At 46.2% G+C, this 17,710-nt stretch carries 21 protein-coding genes; 16 read left to right on the plus strand and 5 right to left on the minus strand.

The window, feature by feature from the left end; translation table 11 throughout:
- The 4 genes from C8R11_RS15005 to C8R11_RS15020 all read left to right on the plus strand — a co-directional run.
- Positions 1-707, plus strand: a 707-nt coding sequence (locus tag C8R11_RS15005; protein WP_181258280.1) for a type IV secretion system protein, incomplete at its 5' end; no start/stop codon positions are given.
- Positions 704-1,000: a TrbM/KikA/MpfK family conjugal transfer protein gene (locus C8R11_RS15010; protein ID WP_107796408.1), complete on the plus strand. Its 297-nt coding sequence runs from the start codon at positions 704-706 to the stop codon at positions 998-1,000. The genes C8R11_RS15005 and C8R11_RS15010, both read left to right, overlap by 4 nt.
- Position 1,001: 1 nt before the next feature.
- A complete protein-coding gene (locus C8R11_RS15015) occupies positions 1,002-1,754 on the plus strand; it encodes a YiaD family glycine zipper/OmpA-like lipoprotein (protein WP_107796409.1) in 753 nt (250 codons plus the stop codon).
- 9 nt (positions 1,755-1,763) lie between these two features.
- Positions 1,764-2,201, plus strand: a complete 438-nt coding sequence (locus C8R11_RS15020) for a lysozyme family protein (protein ID WP_107796410.1) — start codon at positions 1,764-1,766, stop codon at positions 2,199-2,201.
- 178 nt (positions 2,202-2,379) lie between these two features.
- Here the strand turns inward: C8R11_RS15020 and C8R11_RS15025 are convergent, their stop codons facing one another.
- Positions 2,380-2,838, minus strand: a complete 459-nt coding sequence (locus tag C8R11_RS15025; protein ID WP_107796411.1) for an RES family NAD+ phosphorylase — start codon at positions 2,836-2,838, stop codon at positions 2,380-2,382.
- Positions 2,838-3,308: a type II RES/Xre toxin-antitoxin system antitoxin gene (parS, locus tag C8R11_RS15030; protein ID WP_244907721.1), complete on the minus strand. Its 471-nt coding sequence runs from the start codon at positions 3,306-3,308 to the stop codon at positions 2,838-2,840. The genes C8R11_RS15025 and parS overlap by 1 nt, the downstream gene beginning before the upstream one ends.
- Positions 3,309-3,532: 224 nt before the next feature.
- Between parS and C8R11_RS15035 the strand changes: the two genes are divergently transcribed.
- From C8R11_RS15035 to smbP, 3 genes are all read left to right on the plus strand, one after another.
- Positions 3,533-3,835 carry a hypothetical protein gene (locus C8R11_RS15035; protein WP_107796412.1) on the plus strand — a complete coding sequence of 101 codons (303 nt, stop codon included), beginning with the start codon at positions 3,533-3,535 and terminating at the stop codon, positions 3,833-3,835.
- Positions 3,836-4,088: 253 nt separating this feature from the next.
- A complete protein-coding gene (locus C8R11_RS15040; protein ID WP_090703779.1) occupies positions 4,089-4,970 on the plus strand; it encodes a YfdX family protein in 882 nt (293 codons plus the stop codon).
- Positions 4,971-5,060: 90 nt separating this feature from the next.
- Positions 5,061-5,408: a small metal-binding protein SmbP gene (smbP, locus tag C8R11_RS15045; protein ID WP_090703777.1), complete on the plus strand. Its 348-nt coding sequence runs from the start codon at positions 5,061-5,063 to the stop codon at positions 5,406-5,408.
- Positions 5,409-5,429: 21 nt separating this feature from the next.
- On the opposite strand, the gene C8R11_RS15050 is transcribed toward smbP, so the two are convergent.
- A complete protein-coding gene (locus C8R11_RS15050; protein WP_107796413.1) occupies positions 5,430-5,687 on the minus strand; it encodes a hypothetical protein in 258 nt (85 codons plus the stop codon).
- 231 nt (positions 5,688-5,918) lie between these two features.
- Between C8R11_RS15050 and C8R11_RS15055 the strand changes: the two genes are divergently transcribed.
- From C8R11_RS15055 to C8R11_RS15095, 9 genes are all read left to right on the plus strand, one after another.
- A complete protein-coding gene (locus C8R11_RS15055) occupies positions 5,919-8,249 on the plus strand; it encodes a glycoside hydrolase family 15 protein (protein WP_107796414.1) in 2,331 nt (776 codons plus the stop codon).
- Between the two features lie 179 nt (positions 8,250-8,428).
- A complete protein-coding gene (gnd, locus tag C8R11_RS15060) occupies positions 8,429-9,442 on the plus strand; it encodes a phosphogluconate dehydrogenase (NAD(+)-dependent, decarboxylating) (RefSeq protein ID WP_107796415.1) in 1,014 nt (337 codons plus the stop codon).
- A 17-nt stretch (positions 9,443-9,459) separates the two neighbouring features.
- On the plus strand, positions 9,460-10,863 hold the full coding sequence (gene zwf, locus C8R11_RS15065) for a glucose-6-phosphate dehydrogenase (RefSeq protein WP_090703310.1): 1,404 nt from the start codon (positions 9,460-9,462) through the stop codon (positions 10,861-10,863).
- Positions 10,864-10,971: 108 nt separating this feature from the next.
- Positions 10,972-12,075, plus strand: a complete 1,104-nt coding sequence (gene tal, locus C8R11_RS15070) for a transaldolase (protein WP_107796416.1) — start codon at positions 10,972-10,974, stop codon at positions 12,073-12,075.
- On the plus strand, positions 11,997-14,150 hold the full coding sequence (gene tkt, locus C8R11_RS15075; RefSeq protein ID WP_244531982.1) for a transketolase: 2,154 nt from the start codon (positions 11,997-11,999) through the stop codon (positions 14,148-14,150). The genes tal and tkt overlap by 79 nt, the downstream gene beginning before the upstream one ends.
- 377 nt (positions 14,151-14,527) lie before the next feature.
- Positions 14,528-14,794 (plus strand): type II toxin-antitoxin system CcdA family antitoxin, encoded by a 267-nt coding sequence (locus C8R11_RS15080; RefSeq protein ID WP_219908626.1) that lies wholly within the window; start codon positions 14,528-14,530, stop codon positions 14,792-14,794.
- Positions 14,794-15,102: a CcdB family protein gene (locus tag C8R11_RS15085; RefSeq protein ID WP_280523912.1), complete on the plus strand. Its 309-nt coding sequence runs from the start codon at positions 14,794-14,796 to the stop codon at positions 15,100-15,102. Before C8R11_RS15080 ends, C8R11_RS15085 begins: the two co-directional genes overlap by 1 nt.
- A gap of 409 nt (positions 15,103-15,511) precedes the next feature.
- Complete coding sequence (locus tag C8R11_RS15090; RefSeq protein WP_090703301.1) at positions 15,512-15,907, plus strand: MbcA/ParS/Xre antitoxin family protein; 396 nt, start codon at positions 15,512-15,514, stop codon at positions 15,905-15,907.
- A 138-nt stretch (positions 15,908-16,045) separates the two neighbouring features.
- Positions 16,046-16,636 (plus strand): RES family NAD+ phosphorylase, encoded by a 591-nt coding sequence (locus tag C8R11_RS15095; protein WP_342352478.1) that lies wholly within the window; start codon positions 16,046-16,048, stop codon positions 16,634-16,636.
- Between the two features lie 529 nt (positions 16,637-17,165).
- Here C8R11_RS15095 and C8R11_RS17200 read toward each other — a convergent pair.
- Positions 17,166-17,426, minus strand: coding sequence for a type II toxin-antitoxin system RelE/ParE family toxin (locus tag C8R11_RS17200; RefSeq protein ID WP_107796419.1), 261 nt, complete (start codon positions 17,424-17,426; stop codon positions 17,166-17,168).
- A complete protein-coding gene (locus tag C8R11_RS15105) occupies positions 17,413-17,670 on the minus strand; it encodes a type II toxin-antitoxin system ParD family antitoxin (protein WP_107796420.1) in 258 nt (85 codons plus the stop codon). The genes C8R11_RS17200 and C8R11_RS15105 overlap by 14 nt, the downstream gene beginning before the upstream one ends.
- Between the last annotated feature and the right edge of the window lie 40 nt (positions 17,671-17,710).

The following is a 17,710-nucleotide window of genomic DNA, read 5'->3' on the forward strand; positions in this document are numbered from 1 at the left end:
CTGGATTGCCAGGTGGCACGACTCATACAGATATTATCAATACTGGCTATCTGATGCTTGAGATGGCCTTTAGAAATATGTCTGTATTGCAGCCCTTGGACAGTTTCATCGGGTTTATTTTAGCTTTGGGAATTGTTGTCATTCTGGCCGTTATTGCGGTCAATATGCTGTTATTACTGATTGCCGCGTGGGTACTCATGTATGCTGGCATTTTTTTACTCGGCTTTGGTGGTTCACGCTGGACGAGCGAGATTGCGATTCAATATTTCAGGACAGTGCTGGGTGTTGGTATTCAGTTGCTTGTGATGATTCTGATTGTGGGAATCGGCAGTGAATTATTGTCTGGTTTCTACAGCAAAATGTCCAAGAACGTACTGAACTATGAAGAACTGTCGGTGATGCTCATCTTTGCTATCGCTCTTTGGGTATTGGTTTCTAAATTGCCGCCATTGGTATCCGGTATTGTGCTGAGTGGTGGCTCTGGAATCGGCAATTATTCTCCGGGTAATGCTATGCCGGTAGTTGGTGCGGCAGCAGGGGTTGCAGCCGGTGCGGTTGGCATGGCAGGCGCAGGTATGGCTATGGGCGCCTCAGCACTGCATAACCGTCTGAGTAATGGCGAGACTGTGGATGAGAGCGTCAGACGAACAATAGAGGCCGCTACCAAAATTGATCACACGGTGAAACCGTGGAAGCCATCCCAATGAAAAAATATCTGGCAATTACAGTGTTGATGCTCCTGTTGGCCACACCAGTACAGGCCAAGGAATCATGCAGCACCGTACTTTGCATGGCCGGAATGCTGCAGGGTGTAGGCGTTGTATCGGCGTGTACAGGTTTCGTTCAGGATTACTTCGATATCATTATGTTTAACGGTCATGGCGGCATCAGCCTGAACAAGACCTTTAAAGCACGCGGCAAGTTTCTGGGAAAATGTACGTCAGCAGGTAACTGGCCAAAGATGATCAACAGCCAATACGGCAGACAACTGGGGTTCTAACATGTTCTTGAAAAAATTTATACCGGTTTTATTGATGGTAATCATGGTTGCAGGCTGCGCCAATATGACACAATCACAACGCAGTACTGCACAAGGCACGGCGGCAGGTACCGGTATCGGTGCTGCTGCTGGCGCCGTTATCGGCGCGATTGCCGGTGATCCGGCGCTGGGTGCTGGTATTGGCGCCGGGGTCGGCGCAATAGGCGGTTATATCTGGTCTTCACGTATGGAGAAACAGAAACAGCAAATGGAGCAGGTCACTACCGGTACCGGTAGTGAAGTCACGCAAACGCAGAATAACCAGCTCAAAATGGATGTGCCGGGGGACTTTTCATTTGACACGGGGCGTGCCGATATCAAACCTGAAATGCGCCCGGTATTAAACAGCCTTGTGGCCGGACTCATGAGTAATCCAAATGCCCAGGTAAACATAGTCGGACATACCGATAGTACCGGCACGGATACAATCAATAATCCGTTATCGGTCAACCGTGCCGCCAGTACGCGCAATTACATTGCAAGTCAGGGCATTGCGATGAATCGCATTCATATTGATGGCCGCGGATCGTATGAGCCGGTAGCATCAAACAATAATGCCACGGGTCGTGCAAAAAACCGGCGCGTGGAGATCTATATGTTTGAACCGCAATACACACAACAACAGCAACTACCACAGCATCAGATGCCGCAAACGTCACCGCAGTATCCACCACAACAGCCGGTAAATTACCCGTCACAACCGGGGTATTATTAGGATCGGGTAATGGTTGATCTGCCACCGGATATGCAGGAGCGGGTAGTGTGTTCAATTACTGCCGCCATCAAGTATGAAATTCCGGCCAATATCCTGTTGGCGATCGCGGAAAAGGAAGGCGGCAAGCCTGGTCAATGGGTGCGCAACAGCAACGGCACGCATGATGTCGGCAGCCTTCAATTCAATACCGCATATCTGCAGGATTTATCCCGATACGGTATCTCAGCCGACCATGTCGCGCAGGCTGGCTGTTATGCTTATGATCTGGCCGCCTGGCGCGTGCGTCAACATATCAAGAACGACCGGGGTGATATCTGGACGAAAGCAGCAAATTACCACTCAAGAACGCCAGAGTATAATTCAAAGTATCGTGCTGACTTGATTGCCAAAGCGGTCAAGTGGGCGGACTGGCTGGAAGAGCGGTTTGATGCAACAGCGGAAAATTGATCAAGACTCACTATCGATTGATTGTGATGAACAAGTAAAAAACAGCGTCCAAGTTTACTGGTCTGATTTTCATGATATAGTTTTTATAGAGTATTTTTCGTAATAGACACTGACACTGGAAAAATTTCAACGCTGATTTACAGAAGTAGACCATACGGCGCTCTACCGAACCTAAACTTTAGGACCGAAGCCTAGGATCGAAAGAGAAATCTCGGATGATCTCCATCGTCACTTCTCTCATTCTTGGATGGTTTGGGTTGATAACAATGTTTTTCGCCTCTGGAATCACCGCCGAAGGCACGATCAAGCCAAGCTGTTCCCCTTTGAATAGAAAGGCATCGCCATAAGCAGCGGCGGCTGGCGATCCTGGAAGGGTGTTCCAATCCTCTGGCAAAGAATTAGGGTCTGGAATATCGTAGAGATCTTTGTCAGCTGGCAGCTTGATCCTAACAACCACAAGATCCGGCGGAAGAATCGAACCGGTATGCACCAATTTTTCCATGGCCGCAATCTCCAGAGTGAGGCCAGCATAGATCGCTGTGATATTGGCGTTGTTCCAGCGTTGCCCCTTAATACTTGCTCCGACTCCAGAACGGTCGAGGGCTCGCCTTTTCTTGGCGATCCTCCAGGCGAACATCAGGCAACGCCACCATAAGCTATGGAGGCCAAGACTTTCCTCACCTCATCGGCACCTGTATCTGTGTCAAGTAGAGAAAGAGGGGTCTCTCCCAAGGCGAGGTTAGGCTCGAGCATCCAGCGTTTCGCCAGATCAGGTGAAGTAAAAACCTCTTCCGCTTCGGTCTCGATCAGCGCTATCCTAGCCAGCCTCTCGGATTCCATAGGACCGAGGTTGCCGCCGGACTTGATCTTCCGGGTGATGGTTGCATCCGAGATCCCAAGTAGTTTTGAAAGCTTAGCTTGAGATATGCCGTAGTACTGGCTAGCCTCGACCAGAAGCGTGACTTTTACTCCACCCCGGATCATCTTGATTCTTTTCGCAGGGTGCATTTTACGAACAGTGTCGCCCCATTCTGAAAAAGCGTTTTCAGATAGTGTCGCCCTAGGTTTTGTTTGCTTTATCTCAATGTTCATTGTTTTTTCTTTCATTTGATTGTATGAATACACTCAAATGAGTATATCAACTGTCAGAGGAATATCCAACAAGAATTGCGTTGAGCTAGTGTAGCCGGTTCTGTCGCATTGGCGAAGTCAAATGGGTGGGCTGGATGGAAGAACGGTTTGGCGGGGAATAGGAAAAACCAACCTGGACAGCATGGCGTTACAATGCCTATTGTTTAATAAAAAGATAACCAAACAACAGGAGAAAAGCCGTGCCAACCCCAGATTGGAGAGAAGAAAAAGCAAAACTTGTGATTCAGTCAATCTGCAGAATACTCACATTACCGAATATACCGCAACCAGTACGTGAAGAGCTGGGTGGACAGGCGTTATGGAATGCCCTGAAGCTATTTTCCAATGCACTTGAAGAACGCCTTGGTGGCAATGAAACAAAATGGTCACCGGCACTTGTGCAATTGTTTATGAATAAGCCTGGCCAGTGTGACCAGTGGCTGGAATTGATGGTTGAACCAGAATTTTCTGCTGGGGACTATTGGAAAAAGGATGGTGAGTAGTATTGCTGATTACCAATTTACTCAAGAAATAGAGTTTCTTGAGAACTCGAGGTGATTCAATACAATTGATGATCATGCTGATCAATGAGGCCAACCTTCACAGATTAATTTTTTGCTCAAAATGTCATTGTTTAAGAATTTCTTAACATTATCCTAACATTGCATATACATCCGTTCCTCTATAATTATTATTTACGTCCTATGATGTGTTGTTATTGCTACTTAAAACTTCTGAATAGTTAGGAGGTATAGCGTGAATAAATATACACTGGTTTGTGGATCGATTCTGATTATGACGTTTATGTTGCCAAGTATGATATCTGCTACGGATATATTAAAAAGCGACAAAGAAAAAAAGAAAACTCAAGTTGAAATGCAGCGTGAGCAATCTCAATCACTCGCGCACAAAATGATGGGCCACATTAACCTCGCTCAGGTTGCGTTGGGTTTCGATCTCCCTAATCAGGCGATCCATCATATTGAAAAGGCTCAAACTATCGTCACCCAACTGACGTCACAATTACCAGAACTCAAAATTAACTCTTCGTTTAAGTACGGAAAAGTGACGTACGACGACAGTCATACGATCAAGGAATACTATGTCCCTGTCTTAGACGATATACTCCTGATCAACGACTATGAAGCTATCTTTAAGGGTTCAAAAGAACAGGGCTTGAAAGCAACCGATGCTGGTGTGGTTCATGTGAGTGTTTTAATCGATCTGCGCGAGGTTAAAACAAGTCTTGATACGATACTCAAAGATATTAACAAAAAGGAATACACCAAAGCACAGAGTGCTTTCGGTGGAATCTTTAAGGGTGCCATCATCGATGAGGAAGAAATTGATGACCCAACACTGGCACTCTCCGAAAATCTATCGCTTGCCAAATCATTCCTAAATCACGGGCAATACGATCACGCCCGCTTTACACTCAAATATGTTCAAAAACGTCTGGATAGTGCCAAAGAAAAAGATTTTTCTGGTATTGATAAGGATAGTGTAAAAAAGCTGTCAGCCGATTTGGATCAGTTACAAGCGGATTTACGAAAAAAAGACCCTACGATGACTCAACGTATCAATGATCGGTTTGATCACTGGAGAAAAACGATCGCTAGCTGGTACAAATCAACCTGAAACAACACGGAGGATGTCTATGGATCGTTATATTTAAGACAACAGACAGAAATGGACAAATTTTTAAACAGATAATGGAATATTTGTGTTATGAAAAGTATATTCACTATTTTATCAATTGGTTTCTTAACATTCTTTCTTATTGCCCAAATACATGCAGGCAATGCAATGAAACATACATCAGAAGCAATGGAACATGCAGGGCAGGCATTGGCCCATGGTGAAGATGGCCATGCGAAGATTCTGAAAGAGCATGCAGAACAAAGCCTGAAACATGCTTTGGAAGCTGAAAATGCGCATGCGAATTCACATCATCACATGAAAGAAGGAATCAGACATCTCAAAGAGGCAATTAAACATGCTGACATGGACCATCCTGCTGAAGGCGCCAAACATATGAAAGAAGCGATTGAACATATGCAAACATCTACTAGCTGACAAGGATATAGTAGATTAATTTTAAAACAACAGGATGAATTTTATTCGTGCAACCTTAGCTTGTTTGAGCTCCCCGTGGTTATGCCACGGGGTTTTTTCAATGAAACGGTATATATTATTTCTAAGTGCTATTAATGAAACATCTATATCATAAAAAATAGCAGCTTTTTTATCCTCCAGTTTTTTGATTCTTTTCTTCTGTAGCCAGATCAATGTATCAGAATATTTAGTGAAAACTGGATCTGGAGGTGCGGCAGGCTCTATGGCAGAAGCAATCAAGCATTCAGAAATGAGTTTGAGCTAGTACATATTAAAGATACTGGGAGTAAGACAATTAAAAAAATAAACGCTCAAGGAGTGGATATTTAACTGCGAGACATGATTTTCTGGTATATGTCCGGGAAATGTTGATAAACAGGCTCAAACGAGACTAGTTACACAGTTAAATTTACAGTCCCTTTACTAACCTTTTTTCGCCAATATTATGTGGCGGTCTGTGTGAGGAATCTCATGCAAGCTCCTCAAGCTGCTTTTTCCCACTCTACCTGGGCTCCTGCTGGCAAGGATATTGTCGGTACTAGTCTGGGATCTTCACGGCTTTGGTTTACTGCCGCTGAAGGCATCGTTACTGAAATTTATTATCCTCGTGTTGATATTCCTCAAATCAGGGATCTTGGCTTTATCATTGCTGATGATAAGGGGTTTTGGGTAGAACTTCGCCGTCTCGGAAATTATCGAGTTAACCTGCCTAAGCCGTATGTACCGGCTGTCGAAATTGTACATCGGCATCCGCGATTTACCTTTACTTTGAAAATTTGCCCATCGCAACATCGAGATGTTCTTTTACTACACTGTCAGTTGGAGGGTGACGCGGATCTGCGCCCTTATGCGTTGTTGTCGTCACGCCTGGGCGGTGATGCGGAAAACAATCAGGCTTTTTATAGTGAACACAACGGTCGAAAAATTCTGTGGGCAATGCAGGGACCTTTTAGTTTAGCGTTAATGGCGAACAGGGAAACAGGTGTCGATGCGTGGAAACGATGTTCGGTCGGCTGCATTGGAGAGAGCGACGGTTGGCAGGATTTCAATCGACACGGGCGTATGACATGGGAATATGATAGCGCAGGACCAGGTTCTGTCGCCTTGATGGGTGAATTGCCAAATCAAGCAACACTCGCTCTCGGTTTCGGAACGAGCATGGGATCAGCAGCGACATTAGCTATATCGACGTTATTTGAGGGTTTCTCAGGAATTTGGGATAAGCAATGTTGTGCTTGGGAAGCATGGTTCAAAAATTGTCACCTTCCCGATTTACCTCATGATCTCCAGCAAAAACTTGCCCTTTCCAGTATGGTTCTCAAAGTTCATGAGGATCGTACCTTTTGCGGTGCCATGGTGGCCAGCCTTGCCATCCCCTGGGGTGAGGACAGCCAAAGCCGTGGCGGTTATCATCTAGTCTGGTGCCGTGATTTAGTTGAAACCGCAGGTGCACTGGTTGCGATGGGCTCTGTTGAAGATGCGCGTAATGTGTTGCGTTACCTGATTGCCACCCAGCAAGCAGACGGGCACTGGCTGCAGAATCAGTGGCTTGGGGGGAAAGCATTCTGGCAAGGAATTCAGCTTGATGAAGCTGCCTTTCCAGTACTTTTAGCTTCCGCGTTACGCGAATGTAAAGGCTTGGTCGACATCCCATGTACGGATATGGTGACGCGGGCATTACGTTTCATTGCTCGCGAGGGTCCGGTAACCGGTCAGGACAGATGGGAAGAAGATTCCGGTGTCAATACGTTCACACTCTCAGTGGCCATTGCGGCACTTGTTGAAGGTAGTACTTTTCTCGATGGAGAAACACGTGAATTTGCATTGCTGCTTGCAGATAACTGGAATGCCCGTCTTGAGGAATGGACATTTGTAGCAGATACGTCTCTCGCCCGGCAGCTTGGGGTCACAGGCTATTACATGCGCATTACCCCGGACGATATGTTAGTGCATGACGGCACCCATTCTGAGCATGTCTTAATTAAGAACCGCGCATTTGACCCAGGCTTGTCGGCCGATGAACAAATTGCAACCGACTTTCTGCAACTGGTTCGTTACGGTCTTCGCCGGGCAGATGATTCCCATATTATCGACAGCCTGAAGGTTGTAGACCGACTACTTAAAACAGATACTCCTAACGGTTCTGTATGGCATCGTTACAATGGAGACGGTTATGGCGAACATGAAGATGGTAGCGCGTTCGATGGCACCGGTTGTGGACGTGGATGGCCACTTCTGACAGGTGAGCGGGGTCATTATGCGCTTCTGGCGGGTGAGGACCCACTTTCCTATCTTAAAGCCATGGCGACCATGACCGGTACCGGCGGTCTCCTTCCGGAACAAGTTTGGGATAGTGCACCTATCCCTGAGCGTCATCTGAATCCAGGCAAACCGAGTGGTTCAGCCATGCCTCTTGTTTGGGCGCATAGTGAATTTATCAAGTTGTGCTACAGTCGTGCGCTCGGGTATCCGGTCGACCGACCCATCGCGACCTGGAATCGCTATCGGGGAAAACGCCCGGAAATTACCCATGATCTTTGGGGTCCGCGATATCACCCAAGAAATATACAAGCAGGCAACGTTCTGACCATCGCGCTCAAGGCACCGGCTCGCGTACATTGGGGTATCAATTCATGGAAAGATGTACAAGACATGAATACCAAGAATACGGGACTCGATGTATATGTCGTAGAACTTCCGGTCGCAGGACTCAAAGCCGGCGAAACGGTACAGTTTACTTTTTACTGGCTTGACCAGGAAAAATGGGAAGATACTGAATATGAAGTGCTAATTACAGAATAAAATGCTGTTCAAAGCAATTGCTCTATAAGTTTTACAGGAGATCACTGCGTATATAGATATCTTCTATAGCCGACAGCAAAAACAGAAAAATTGGGTTATGTAAGAAAATAGCGCCGGCAGGTTGCCGATGTTATCGAACGATTGACTTCACTTTTCTTGATTAAAACAAGGAGGTCTCAATGCAGATCGGCATGATAGGTTTAGGACGGATGGGCTCGAATATGGTTCGTCGTTTGACACGGGACAGCCATGAATGTGTCGTTTATGATGTCAATACAGATGCTGTTCAAAAACTCGTATCACAAGACGTGATTGGTACAACTTCGCTTGAAGACATGGTCAACCGGTTGACCAAACCCCGAAAAATCTGGTTAATGATACCTGCTGTGTTGGTTGACCGGCTACTGGCACAGTTAATACCGTTCCTCGAACAAGACGATATCGTTATCGATGGCGGAAACTCGCATTATCATGATGACATTAGACGGGGTAATGAATTGAAACAACAAGGCATTCATTATCTGGATGTCGGTACAAGCGGTGGAATAAAAGGTCTTGAACATGGTTACTGTTTGATGATTGGTGGTGAAAAATCAATTGTGCAGCAACTTACCCCGATTTTTTCAACGTTAGCTCCCGGCATTGACGCAGCTCCGCCAACACCAGGACGGCAACCGAGTATCAGTACAGCCGAGCAGGGCTATTTTCATTGCGGTTCTCATGGTGCCGGCCATTTTGTCAAAATGGTTCATAACGGAATTGAATATGGTGTAATGGCGGCATATGCTGAAGGGTTGAACATTTTGCATCATGCAAATATCGGTAAAAGGACTCATGATATGGATGCCGAGACAACACCACTGCGTAACCCGGAATATTACCAGTATGACCTGGATCTTGGGGAAATTGCAGAAGTCTGGCGTCGTGGCAGCGTGGTTCGCTCATGGTTGTTGGACCTGACTGCGTCTGCGTTAGTGTCTGACCCGGATTTAGATAAGTTTTCTGGCAGGGTATCTGATTCTGGTGAAGGACGATGGACACTTGAAGCGGCGATTGATGAAGCGGTGCCGGTTCCAGTGTTAAGTGCCGCGTTGTATGAGCGCTTCAGCTCCCGAGGCGATGCTGACTTTGCCAACAAACTATTGTCTGCCATGCGACATGAATTCGGTGGGCACATAGAAAAAAAGACCTAAAAGCAAGGAGAAGGAATATGGAGTTAGCACATTCCGATGCATTTGTTTTTTTTGGGGCTACCGGCGACCTGGCTTACAAAAAAATATTCCCCGCACTACAAGCCATGATCCAGCACAATCATTTGGATATGCCGATTATCGGTGTGGCGCGTTCGGACTGGACGCTGGACAAACTGCGCAAACGCGCGCGCGACAGTTTAGAACATAGTGGTGGTTTTGACGCAGATGCATTTGCCAAACTATCTGCACGATTACAATACGTAAATGGCGACTATCAGGACACCGCGACGTTTGATCAGTTGAAACAAGCCCTCAACGGCGCTAAAAGACCGCTATACTATCTCGCCATTCCTGCTGGCATGTTCGAGACGGTTGTACAGGGGTTAGCGAAATCCGGTTGCACAGAAACGGCGCGCGTCATTATCGAGAAACCATTTGGCCGCGATCTGGCGTCTGCACGTGGACTCAATACTGCATTGCAGTCAGTATTTCCGGAAGAATCAATCTTTCGTATTGATCACTTTTTAGGAAAAGAGGCGATCATGAACATTCTTTACTTTCGTTTTGCCAATTCTTTTCTGGAACCTATCTGGAATCGTAACTATGTAGAGAGCGTGCAAATAACCCTGTCTGAAGATTTTGGTATTAATGGACGCGGCGCATTTTATGAAGCCACCGGATGTTTGCGTGATGTAGTTCAAAATCATCTTTTTCAGATTGTTGCGTTGCTTGCCATGGAGCCGCCATCCTATCGGGGCTATACAGCCGTACATACCCAGAAGGCGGAAGTGTTCCGGGCCATGTGCTTATTAGAAGCAGACAATGTGGTGCGTGGCCAGTATGTCGGATATCGGGAAGAACCCGGTGTAGCAAATGACTCCGATGTGGAAACGTTTTGTGCGTTACGGTTGTTCATTGATTCCTGGCGTTGGTCGGGCGTGCCCTGGTACTTACGTTCGGGTAAATTTATGCGTGAAAGTGTTGCTGAGGTGCTGATATATTTAAAGCCACCGCCGTCTAAATTGTTCGCCGATTCACAGCCAATTAATGGGAGTGCTAATTATCTGCGTTTCTGGCTCGCCCCTAATACTGCTATCGCGCTGGCCGCACGTGTTAAACGTGAAGGAAAAGAGTTCGTTGGCGATCAGCATGAACTTTATCTGGGTGGCGAGAGAATCATAAAGCAGGAAACTGAAACACCCTACGAGCGGTTGCTAAGTGACGCCATAGCGGGCGATGGCGCACTTTTTGCTAATGAAGATGCGGTTGAGGCTGCTTGGGCAGTTATTGACCCTGTTCTGCAATCATATCATCCGGTTCATTTCTACCAGCCGTACAGCTGGGGACCAAAAGAAGCCGATAAGCTGATCGCGCCTCACGGCAAATGGCACAATCCGCGTCCAGGCCAGGCAGGCGCATGATTCTGCAAATTTTGGTGCTTTAGCATGTCAATAGCCTGATTCATGAGGATTATCATTTCAACTTGCACCGGCATCTATGAGGTCGGCTAAAACTCAACAGGGCTCACTATGAAAACCACACAGCAGTTGCATGACCTTGGACAAAGCCTCTGGCTTGACAATATTACACGCGAACTTCTTACGAGTGGCACATTAGACCGATATATAAGCGAGCTTTCCATAACAGGACTCACTTCAAACCCGACAATCTTTGATCACGCCATCAGAAATGCAGATACCTACGATGCTGCTATCCGAGAGAAAGCGCTTGCTGGCAAGTCGGGTGAAGGACTTTTTTTTGAACTGGCGCTAGAAGATCTGACTCAGGCTGCTGATCTCTTCCATTCAACCTATGTCGCCACAGATGGTGTTGACGGTTGGGTGTCGCTGGAGGTATCTCCCCTGTTAGCAAACGATACGGCGGGCACTATTCAAGCGGCAAAGCAACTTTATGCACAAGCGCAACGTTCGAATCTTTTCATCAAGATACCCGGTACCGAAGCAGGCATCGTTGCAATTGAAGAAGCAATTTTTTCTGGCGTGCCGGTAAATGTTACCTTGCTGTTTTCCCGCGAACAATATGTCGCTGCAGCCGAAGCTTATATGCGCGGTATTGAACGGCGCATTGACGCCGGGTTTGATGTCAAAGTGGCTTCAGTGGCATCGATTTTTATCAGCCGTTGGGATGTCGCGATTAAAGATAAAGCACCAGACGCCCTGCACAATCGTCTCGGCATTGCCATTGCCATGAGCACTTACAAAACTTACTGCGATCTGCTGGCTTCGCCACGCTGGAATAGACTGGCTGGTGCCGGTGCCATACCGCAGCGTCTACTGTGGGCCAGCACCGGCACCAAAGACCCCAATGCCCCTGATACGCTTTATTTGGACGCGCTTGCAGCGCCGAATACCATTAACACCATGCCCGAGAAAACGTTGCTTGCCTTGGCTGAACACGGCATGGTGAAAAACACTTTATCGCGGGATGGCGGCAATGCCGAGGTGATACTCGCCGAATTTAGGCATGCAGGTGTAGACGATGCAGCGCTCGCCGTCCGGCTTCAGCACGAAGGCGCACAATCTTTTGCAGAATCATGGAACGATCTGATGGAGTGCATTGCATCAAAAAGCACCAGACTGAAGAAGTCGCATGCCGGAGCGACCAGACTATGACCAACACAACGCAACTCGATCAGCTGTGCATCAATACCCTGCGCACACTTTCTATTGATGCCGTACAAAAAGCACAGTCCGGACACCCCGGCACGCCGATGGGTGCGGCACCCATCGCTTATTGTTTGTGGCAGCGCTTTCTGCGTTACGATCCTGAAAATCCCAACTGGCCAAACCGGGACCGTTTTGTATTATCGTCCGGGCATGCCTCAATGCTGTTGTACAGTCTGCTTTTTTTGTCCGGTGTCAAAGCCACCTCCCAAAGCGATGACGGTGATGGTCTGGCGGTGAAGCTGGACGATATCAAGCACTTTCGTCAGGCTGGCAGCCACTGCACCGGCCATCCTGAGTATGGTCGGACGTCCGGTGTGGAAACCACCACCGGACCGCTTGGGCAGGGAACAGCAACCAGCGTCGGCATGGCCATTGCCGAGCGCTGGATGGCGGCCTCCTACAACCGGTCTGAGCATCATTTATTCGAGCATAATGTGTATGCCTTATGTGGTGATGGCGACATGATGGAAGGTATCAGCAGCGAAGCTGCGTCGTTGGCCGGTCATCTGAAATTGGCCAATTTATGCTGGATTTATGACCAGAATCACGTCAGCATCGAAGGCTCAACTCGTATCTCTTTCACCGAGGATGTGGCAGCGCGCTTTCTTAGCTACGGCTGGCAAGTTACGCACGTGGAAGACGCCAATGATCTGGATTTGCTGACACGTGGTTACAACATATTTCTTGATACCCATGATCGCCCCACGCTTATTATCGTTCAAAGTCATATTGGCTATGGCTCACCAACCAAACAAGACAGCAAAGAAGCGCATGGTGAAGCGCTTGGCGCAGAAGAAGCACGGCTTACTAAAGCGTTTTACGGTTGGAATCCTGATACTCAGTTTCATGTTCCGGATGGTGTTGCAGAACATTTTCGGAAACATTTTGGCTATCGCGGTACACGGCTTCGCATCACATGGGAGGCGCAATTCTCAACTTATCGCAAGCAGTACCCGGAACTCGCCGAACAAATTGATCGCATGCAGCGTCGTGAATTGCCAGAAGGTTGGGACAGCGTATTGCCAACTTTTCCAGCCGACGCAAAAGGTCTGTCGACACGTGAGGCATCCGGAAAAGTAATGAACGCCATTGCGGAAAAAATGCCCTGGCTGATTGGTGGCGCAGCCGATCTGGCGCCCTCGACCAAAACTTACTTAAACTTCGCGCATGCAGGTGATTTTCAGTCGCCGAACAGCACGGGAAGTTACCATGGACGCAATTTGCATTATGGCGTGCGAGAACATGCAATGGGTGCCATCAGTAACGGACTCAGTCTGTCGGGGTTGCGTCCTTATTCGGCAAGTTTCCTGGTTTTTACAGATTATTGCCGAGGCGCGCTGAGGCTCAGCGCCATGATGAAACTCCCGGTTATTTCTATCTGGACGCATGATTCAATCAATTTGGGCGAGGATGGTCCCACGCACCAGCCTGTTGAGCAGCTTGCTTCGTTACGTGCAATGCCCGGGATGATTGTACTGCGTCCGGCGGATGCAAACGAGGTCGTCGAGGCATGGCGAGTAATCATGCAGATTACAGACTGCCCGGTTTGTCTAGTACTGTCACGCCAGGCATTGGCAACACTGGATCGTACCTGTTATGCACCGGCAAGCGGCGTGGCACATGGTGCCTATGTGCTCGCTGACAGCCCTGATCACAAGCCCGATGTATTGTTATTAGGGACAGGAAGCGAAGTTGCATTGTGCCTTTCAGCGTATGAGCAACTGAAGAAAGAAAAAATTAATGCACGTGTGATAAGCCTGCCATCGTGGGAACTGTTTGAGAAACAGAGCCAGGTGTACCAGGATAGTGTGCTGCCGCCACAAATCAGCGCACGCGTTGCTGTCGAAGCGGCTTCAAGCTTTGGTTGGGAACGCTATATTGGTATTGGTGGAAGCGTTATTGGCCTGGATTGCTACGGATTGTCCGCACCAATGGAAACCGTTGCGAAGCATTTTGGGTTCGACGTTGCGCACATTGTTGCTGCAGCTAAGAAACAAATGACATGCCATGTCTCACGATAACCTGAGTGTGGGATGTACGTGATGCGCTACACAATAGTTGCAATCAGGACATGGTGTAAATCAGCTTCCGATATGTTTTAGTATCAGTTTTTCCAGTCGTTAGGTCATATAAAGCAATAAGATATAAAATTCATCTGATAAATATACACACTTTTTTTGAAAAAACTGACAAAACTTCAACGCTAATTGAAAGATATGATGTCATTTTTACATTGTCGGTGACATTTCTCGGCTCTGTTGCAAAAAATTGGATTATGCTCAATTATAGATTTATTGCAGCAGAGCTTATTACTTAAGGATAAAATCGTATGCAGTAAATATGAGCATAATTAACGCACATATTTCATGTTTGATATTGTTGCACCAAGAGCGTAATTTTGGAGACATGCATCATACACATATCATCGAAACAGAATGTTTCAAAACGTCGTCCTGTTAACCTGACAATTCGTGAAGACTTGCTGGCGAATGCAAAGTCTCTTAATCTTAATACGTCTAAGGCAGCAGAGGCGGGTATAGAAGACGCAATTAAAAAAGCCGAAGCCAGTAAATGGCTGGAATCAAACAAAGAAGCGCTTTTGGCCCATAATTTGAGAGTGGAAAAAGAGGGAATATTACTAAAACCTGATTGGGTGCCAGAATAGTGGCCCGGTTTGATGTTTATGAATATAAGAGTATGTCAGTTCCAGTTGTACTAGATATGCAGGCGGACTTATTGTCTGATTTTGTGACATGCGTTGTTGTGCCGTTGATTCCTGAATTTACAGCCAGAAAAGAAATTGCTTCCAAGTTAAAGCCCGTTATTCAGATCCGAGAGGAAAACTATATTCTAATGACAACGGACATGGCTGCTATTAAAAGAAAATCACTTGGAAATTTCGTTGAAAATATTGAAAAGGAGCATCGCCAGGATGTTATCGAAGCCAATGATTTTCTCTTTCAAGGGCTCTGATTTTTTATAATCATATTTGGATGTTTGATCCACATTAATCAGCTCAAACCACTGATATTTAGTGATATTAATGTACATATTTAACATAAGATAAATTCCAGGAAAAGATTGGAATTAATATTGAAGATTTTCCACCTAATTCAATAAAATATAGAGAATTTTCATCGGTGAAATTTGAAATAGCATACTATCGCAAGCTGCGGGGATCACCGGATCACCGAAGAAAATATTAGTGGGTTAATGGTCACAAAACAAAGACCTGGTTGTTGTGCTAACCCGTTTCCATATCGTTGGATTTCAGACTACCAATTGACCCAAATTCTGTTCCTATCAGAACATATATTGTTTCTTTAGAAACAGCGTGCTACACTATTCAAAATAGAATAAAGCTACTTGAAGGAGAAGAAATATGGGTGCAGTGTTTGAGCATAAAACCTTGGCGGTACAGGACCGTGGTGCTTTAGCCAAGATGGTGATGACGCTGCTTGATCACTGGAAGCTAACAACTGAGGATCAGGCGGCGCTATTAGGAATTGCGCCCAGCAACCGGGCTGCGCTAACTCGCTATCGCAAGGGCGATCCTATCGGCACCAGCCGTGATCAGTACGAGCGTGTGGGCCACTTGCTGGGTATACACAAGAACCTGCGATTGCTGTTCCCTCAAAACCGAGAACTGGCGTACCGTTGGATGTCTACCCGCAATAAGGCGTTTAACAACTTAACCCCCGTGGATATGGTCAAAGAGTGGGGCTTTGCTGGTTTATTGATGGTGCGATCGTACCTTGATCGGGCGCGTGGCATGTAACGGGTTTGTTTGGTGAATCAGTTATTCTCGTGCCTTACTCTAGCAGACATTCACCGGGATGTTATCCGAAACATTGTTTCGCTCAGAGAGTCCCAAGATTTGTTCGACGACCTGACTGGTAGTTCGGAGGAGTGGCTGTTGGCTCAACAGGTTGAAGACGAGGTTAAGCCGCCACCATACCAATCTGACACGCCAGTGATTCATCGTCCCTTTGAGGAAGCTGAGTGGTTTAATGTAATTATTTGGCCATTCAAGAACTGGCAAGCCAGTCGCTTTTCAGACGGCTCATTTGGTGTTTGGTACGGATGTGATTCGGTGGAGGCGACAACTTTCGAATCCGCTTACCATTGGTATCGAGGCTTGCTTCGTGACGCTGGTTTTGAAAAGGAAACGGTCATTGGTGAACGCAAGCTGTACTCAGTGGTATGCGATGCTGCATTGCTGGATTTTCGGTCGGTAATTCACGAGGAGTATCCAGGTTTGATTCACGAGACCGACTATACGTTTTCTCAATTAGTCGGAGCAAGGATTCATCGTGAGGGCCACCCAGGTCTGCTAACACCGTCAGTGCGATATCAGGGCGGAGAGAACTACGTGGTGTTCAACCCCGCTGTTTTGTCCAATCCAAGGCACCATTGCCAGCTGACCTACCGACTTGAGGGAAAACATATCGTCGTTGAAAAAGAGCCAGGGGTCGCATGGCTAGAAATATCAACCGATGAGATTTGAATTCTAAGTAAACACTTGTGACTACCACCATGAATCATTCCCTGAATTTAGGAAGTTGCCCCCATTTACGAAACGCCCCTTTCTTTTAAGATTTTGCTTATTGAAGTGGCCCCGGTTATTTGGACACTGGACTGGGTAAGTTAAGGAGTTATTTTCTGTATGATTATTTTTATAAATAAAATGGGTACAGAAGATGAGCAAGAAACGCAGAAATCATTCACCGGAATTTAAATCAAAAGTTGCATGGGCTGCGATCAAACGCTAACTGTCAATAGCGGAGCAATTCAGTTCTTAAGCTATTGATTATTAGTAGTATTATGTTTCTGACTTAACATAAAATAAATTATAAGCAATTGAATTTGTGTCACTAACTTTATGATTAATAATATTTATTGCGGTACCGACTGTTTATGCTCTCACAATGAGGTGCTCAAAAAGGTCGCTTACCCTCTCCAGTTTTGCATGCTTTCCACCATTGAACCCCATTTAACTGAGATGTTTTATATAGTCCATTGATTTATGTAGCACTCTATAAATAGAGACGCCGTCTTTGGTGGGTTTGTAGTAGATCACATGAGAGAACAATATTCCATGCGTATAAATTGGGGCGTACATGACTACAATCTCTCCCTAGATTATAGTCATTAGCGAGAGTTTGAAATGCTAATACTAGGTCATCTATGTATTTTTCAGCTCGTTTAATACCAAATTCCTCAACACTGTAAATAAATATATTTTCTAAATCTTTATCAGCAGTTTTACGGACATGGAATATTTTAGTCTGTGGCATTTACCTTTCTTTTTATTCGGGTCAGAAATTCTTCTTTACTCCAGTTGTCGATAGTTGGACTGTTTTCTGCCTCGTCTATTAAATTCCGTAATTGTCGCAATTTAGACTTTGCCTCTTGCTCTTGAAGCAACCGCAACCCGGCCCTGACGACTTCACTTTGATTTTGGAATCGTCCTGATTTTACCTGCCCCTCAATAAAGGAACTAAGTTCTTCACTAGGTTGAAATGTGACGGTTCTAGACATTTTATAGTTATCCTATTGTAAGACATATACTTATATTTTA

Origin of the sequence: Nitrosomonas aestuarii (assembly GCF_003046585.1) — a bacterium.
Taxonomy (GTDB): Bacteria; Pseudomonadota; Gammaproteobacteria; order Burkholderiales; family Nitrosomonadaceae; genus Nitrosomonas; species Nitrosomonas aestuarii.

What these genes read in the sequence shown, in the direction of transcription:
- C8R11_RS15010 (WP_107796408.1), top strand. Translation starts at nt 704, where the DNA reads ATGAAAAAATATCTGGCAATTACAGTGTTGATGCTCCTGTTGGCCACA.
- C8R11_RS15015 (WP_107796409.1), top strand. Translation starts at nt 1,002, where the DNA reads ATGTTCTTGAAAAAATTTATACCGGTTTTATTGATGGTAATCATGGTT.
- C8R11_RS15020 (WP_107796410.1), top strand. Translation starts at nt 1,764, where the DNA reads ATGGTTGATCTGCCACCGGATATGCAGGAGCGGGTAGTGTGTTCAATT.
- C8R11_RS15025 (WP_107796411.1), bottom strand. Translation starts at nt 2,838, where the DNA reads ATGTTCGCCTGGAGGATCGCCAAGAAAAGGCGAGCCCTCGACCGTTCT.
- parS (WP_244907721.1), bottom strand. Translation starts at nt 3,308, where the DNA reads ATGAAAGAAAAAACAATGAACATTGAGATAAAGCAAACAAAACCTAGG.
- smbP (WP_090703777.1), top strand. Translation starts at nt 5,061, where the DNA reads ATGAAAAGTATATTCACTATTTTATCAATTGGTTTCTTAACATTCTTT.
- C8R11_RS15055 (WP_107796414.1), top strand. Translation starts at nt 5,919, where the DNA reads ATGCAAGCTCCTCAAGCTGCTTTTTCCCACTCTACCTGGGCTCCTGCT.
- gnd (WP_107796415.1), top strand. Translation starts at nt 8,429, where the DNA reads ATGCAGATCGGCATGATAGGTTTAGGACGGATGGGCTCGAATATGGTT.
- zwf (WP_090703310.1), top strand. Translation starts at nt 9,460, where the DNA reads ATGGAGTTAGCACATTCCGATGCATTTGTTTTTTTTGGGGCTACCGGC.
- tal (WP_107796416.1), top strand. Translation starts at nt 10,972, where the DNA reads ATGAAAACCACACAGCAGTTGCATGACCTTGGACAAAGCCTCTGGCTT.
- tkt (WP_244531982.1), top strand. Translation starts at nt 11,997, where the DNA reads ATGGAACGATCTGATGGAGTGCATTGCATCAAAAAGCACCAGACTGAA.
- C8R11_RS15090 (WP_090703301.1), top strand. Translation starts at nt 15,512, where the DNA reads ATGGGTGCAGTGTTTGAGCATAAAACCTTGGCGGTACAGGACCGTGGT.
- C8R11_RS17200 (WP_107796419.1), bottom strand. Translation starts at nt 17,426, where the DNA reads ATGCCACAGACTAAAATATTCCATGTCCGTAAAACTGCTGATAAAGAT.
- C8R11_RS15105 (WP_107796420.1), bottom strand. Translation starts at nt 17,670, where the DNA reads ATGTCTAGAACCGTCACATTTCAACCTAGTGAAGAACTTAGTTCCTTT.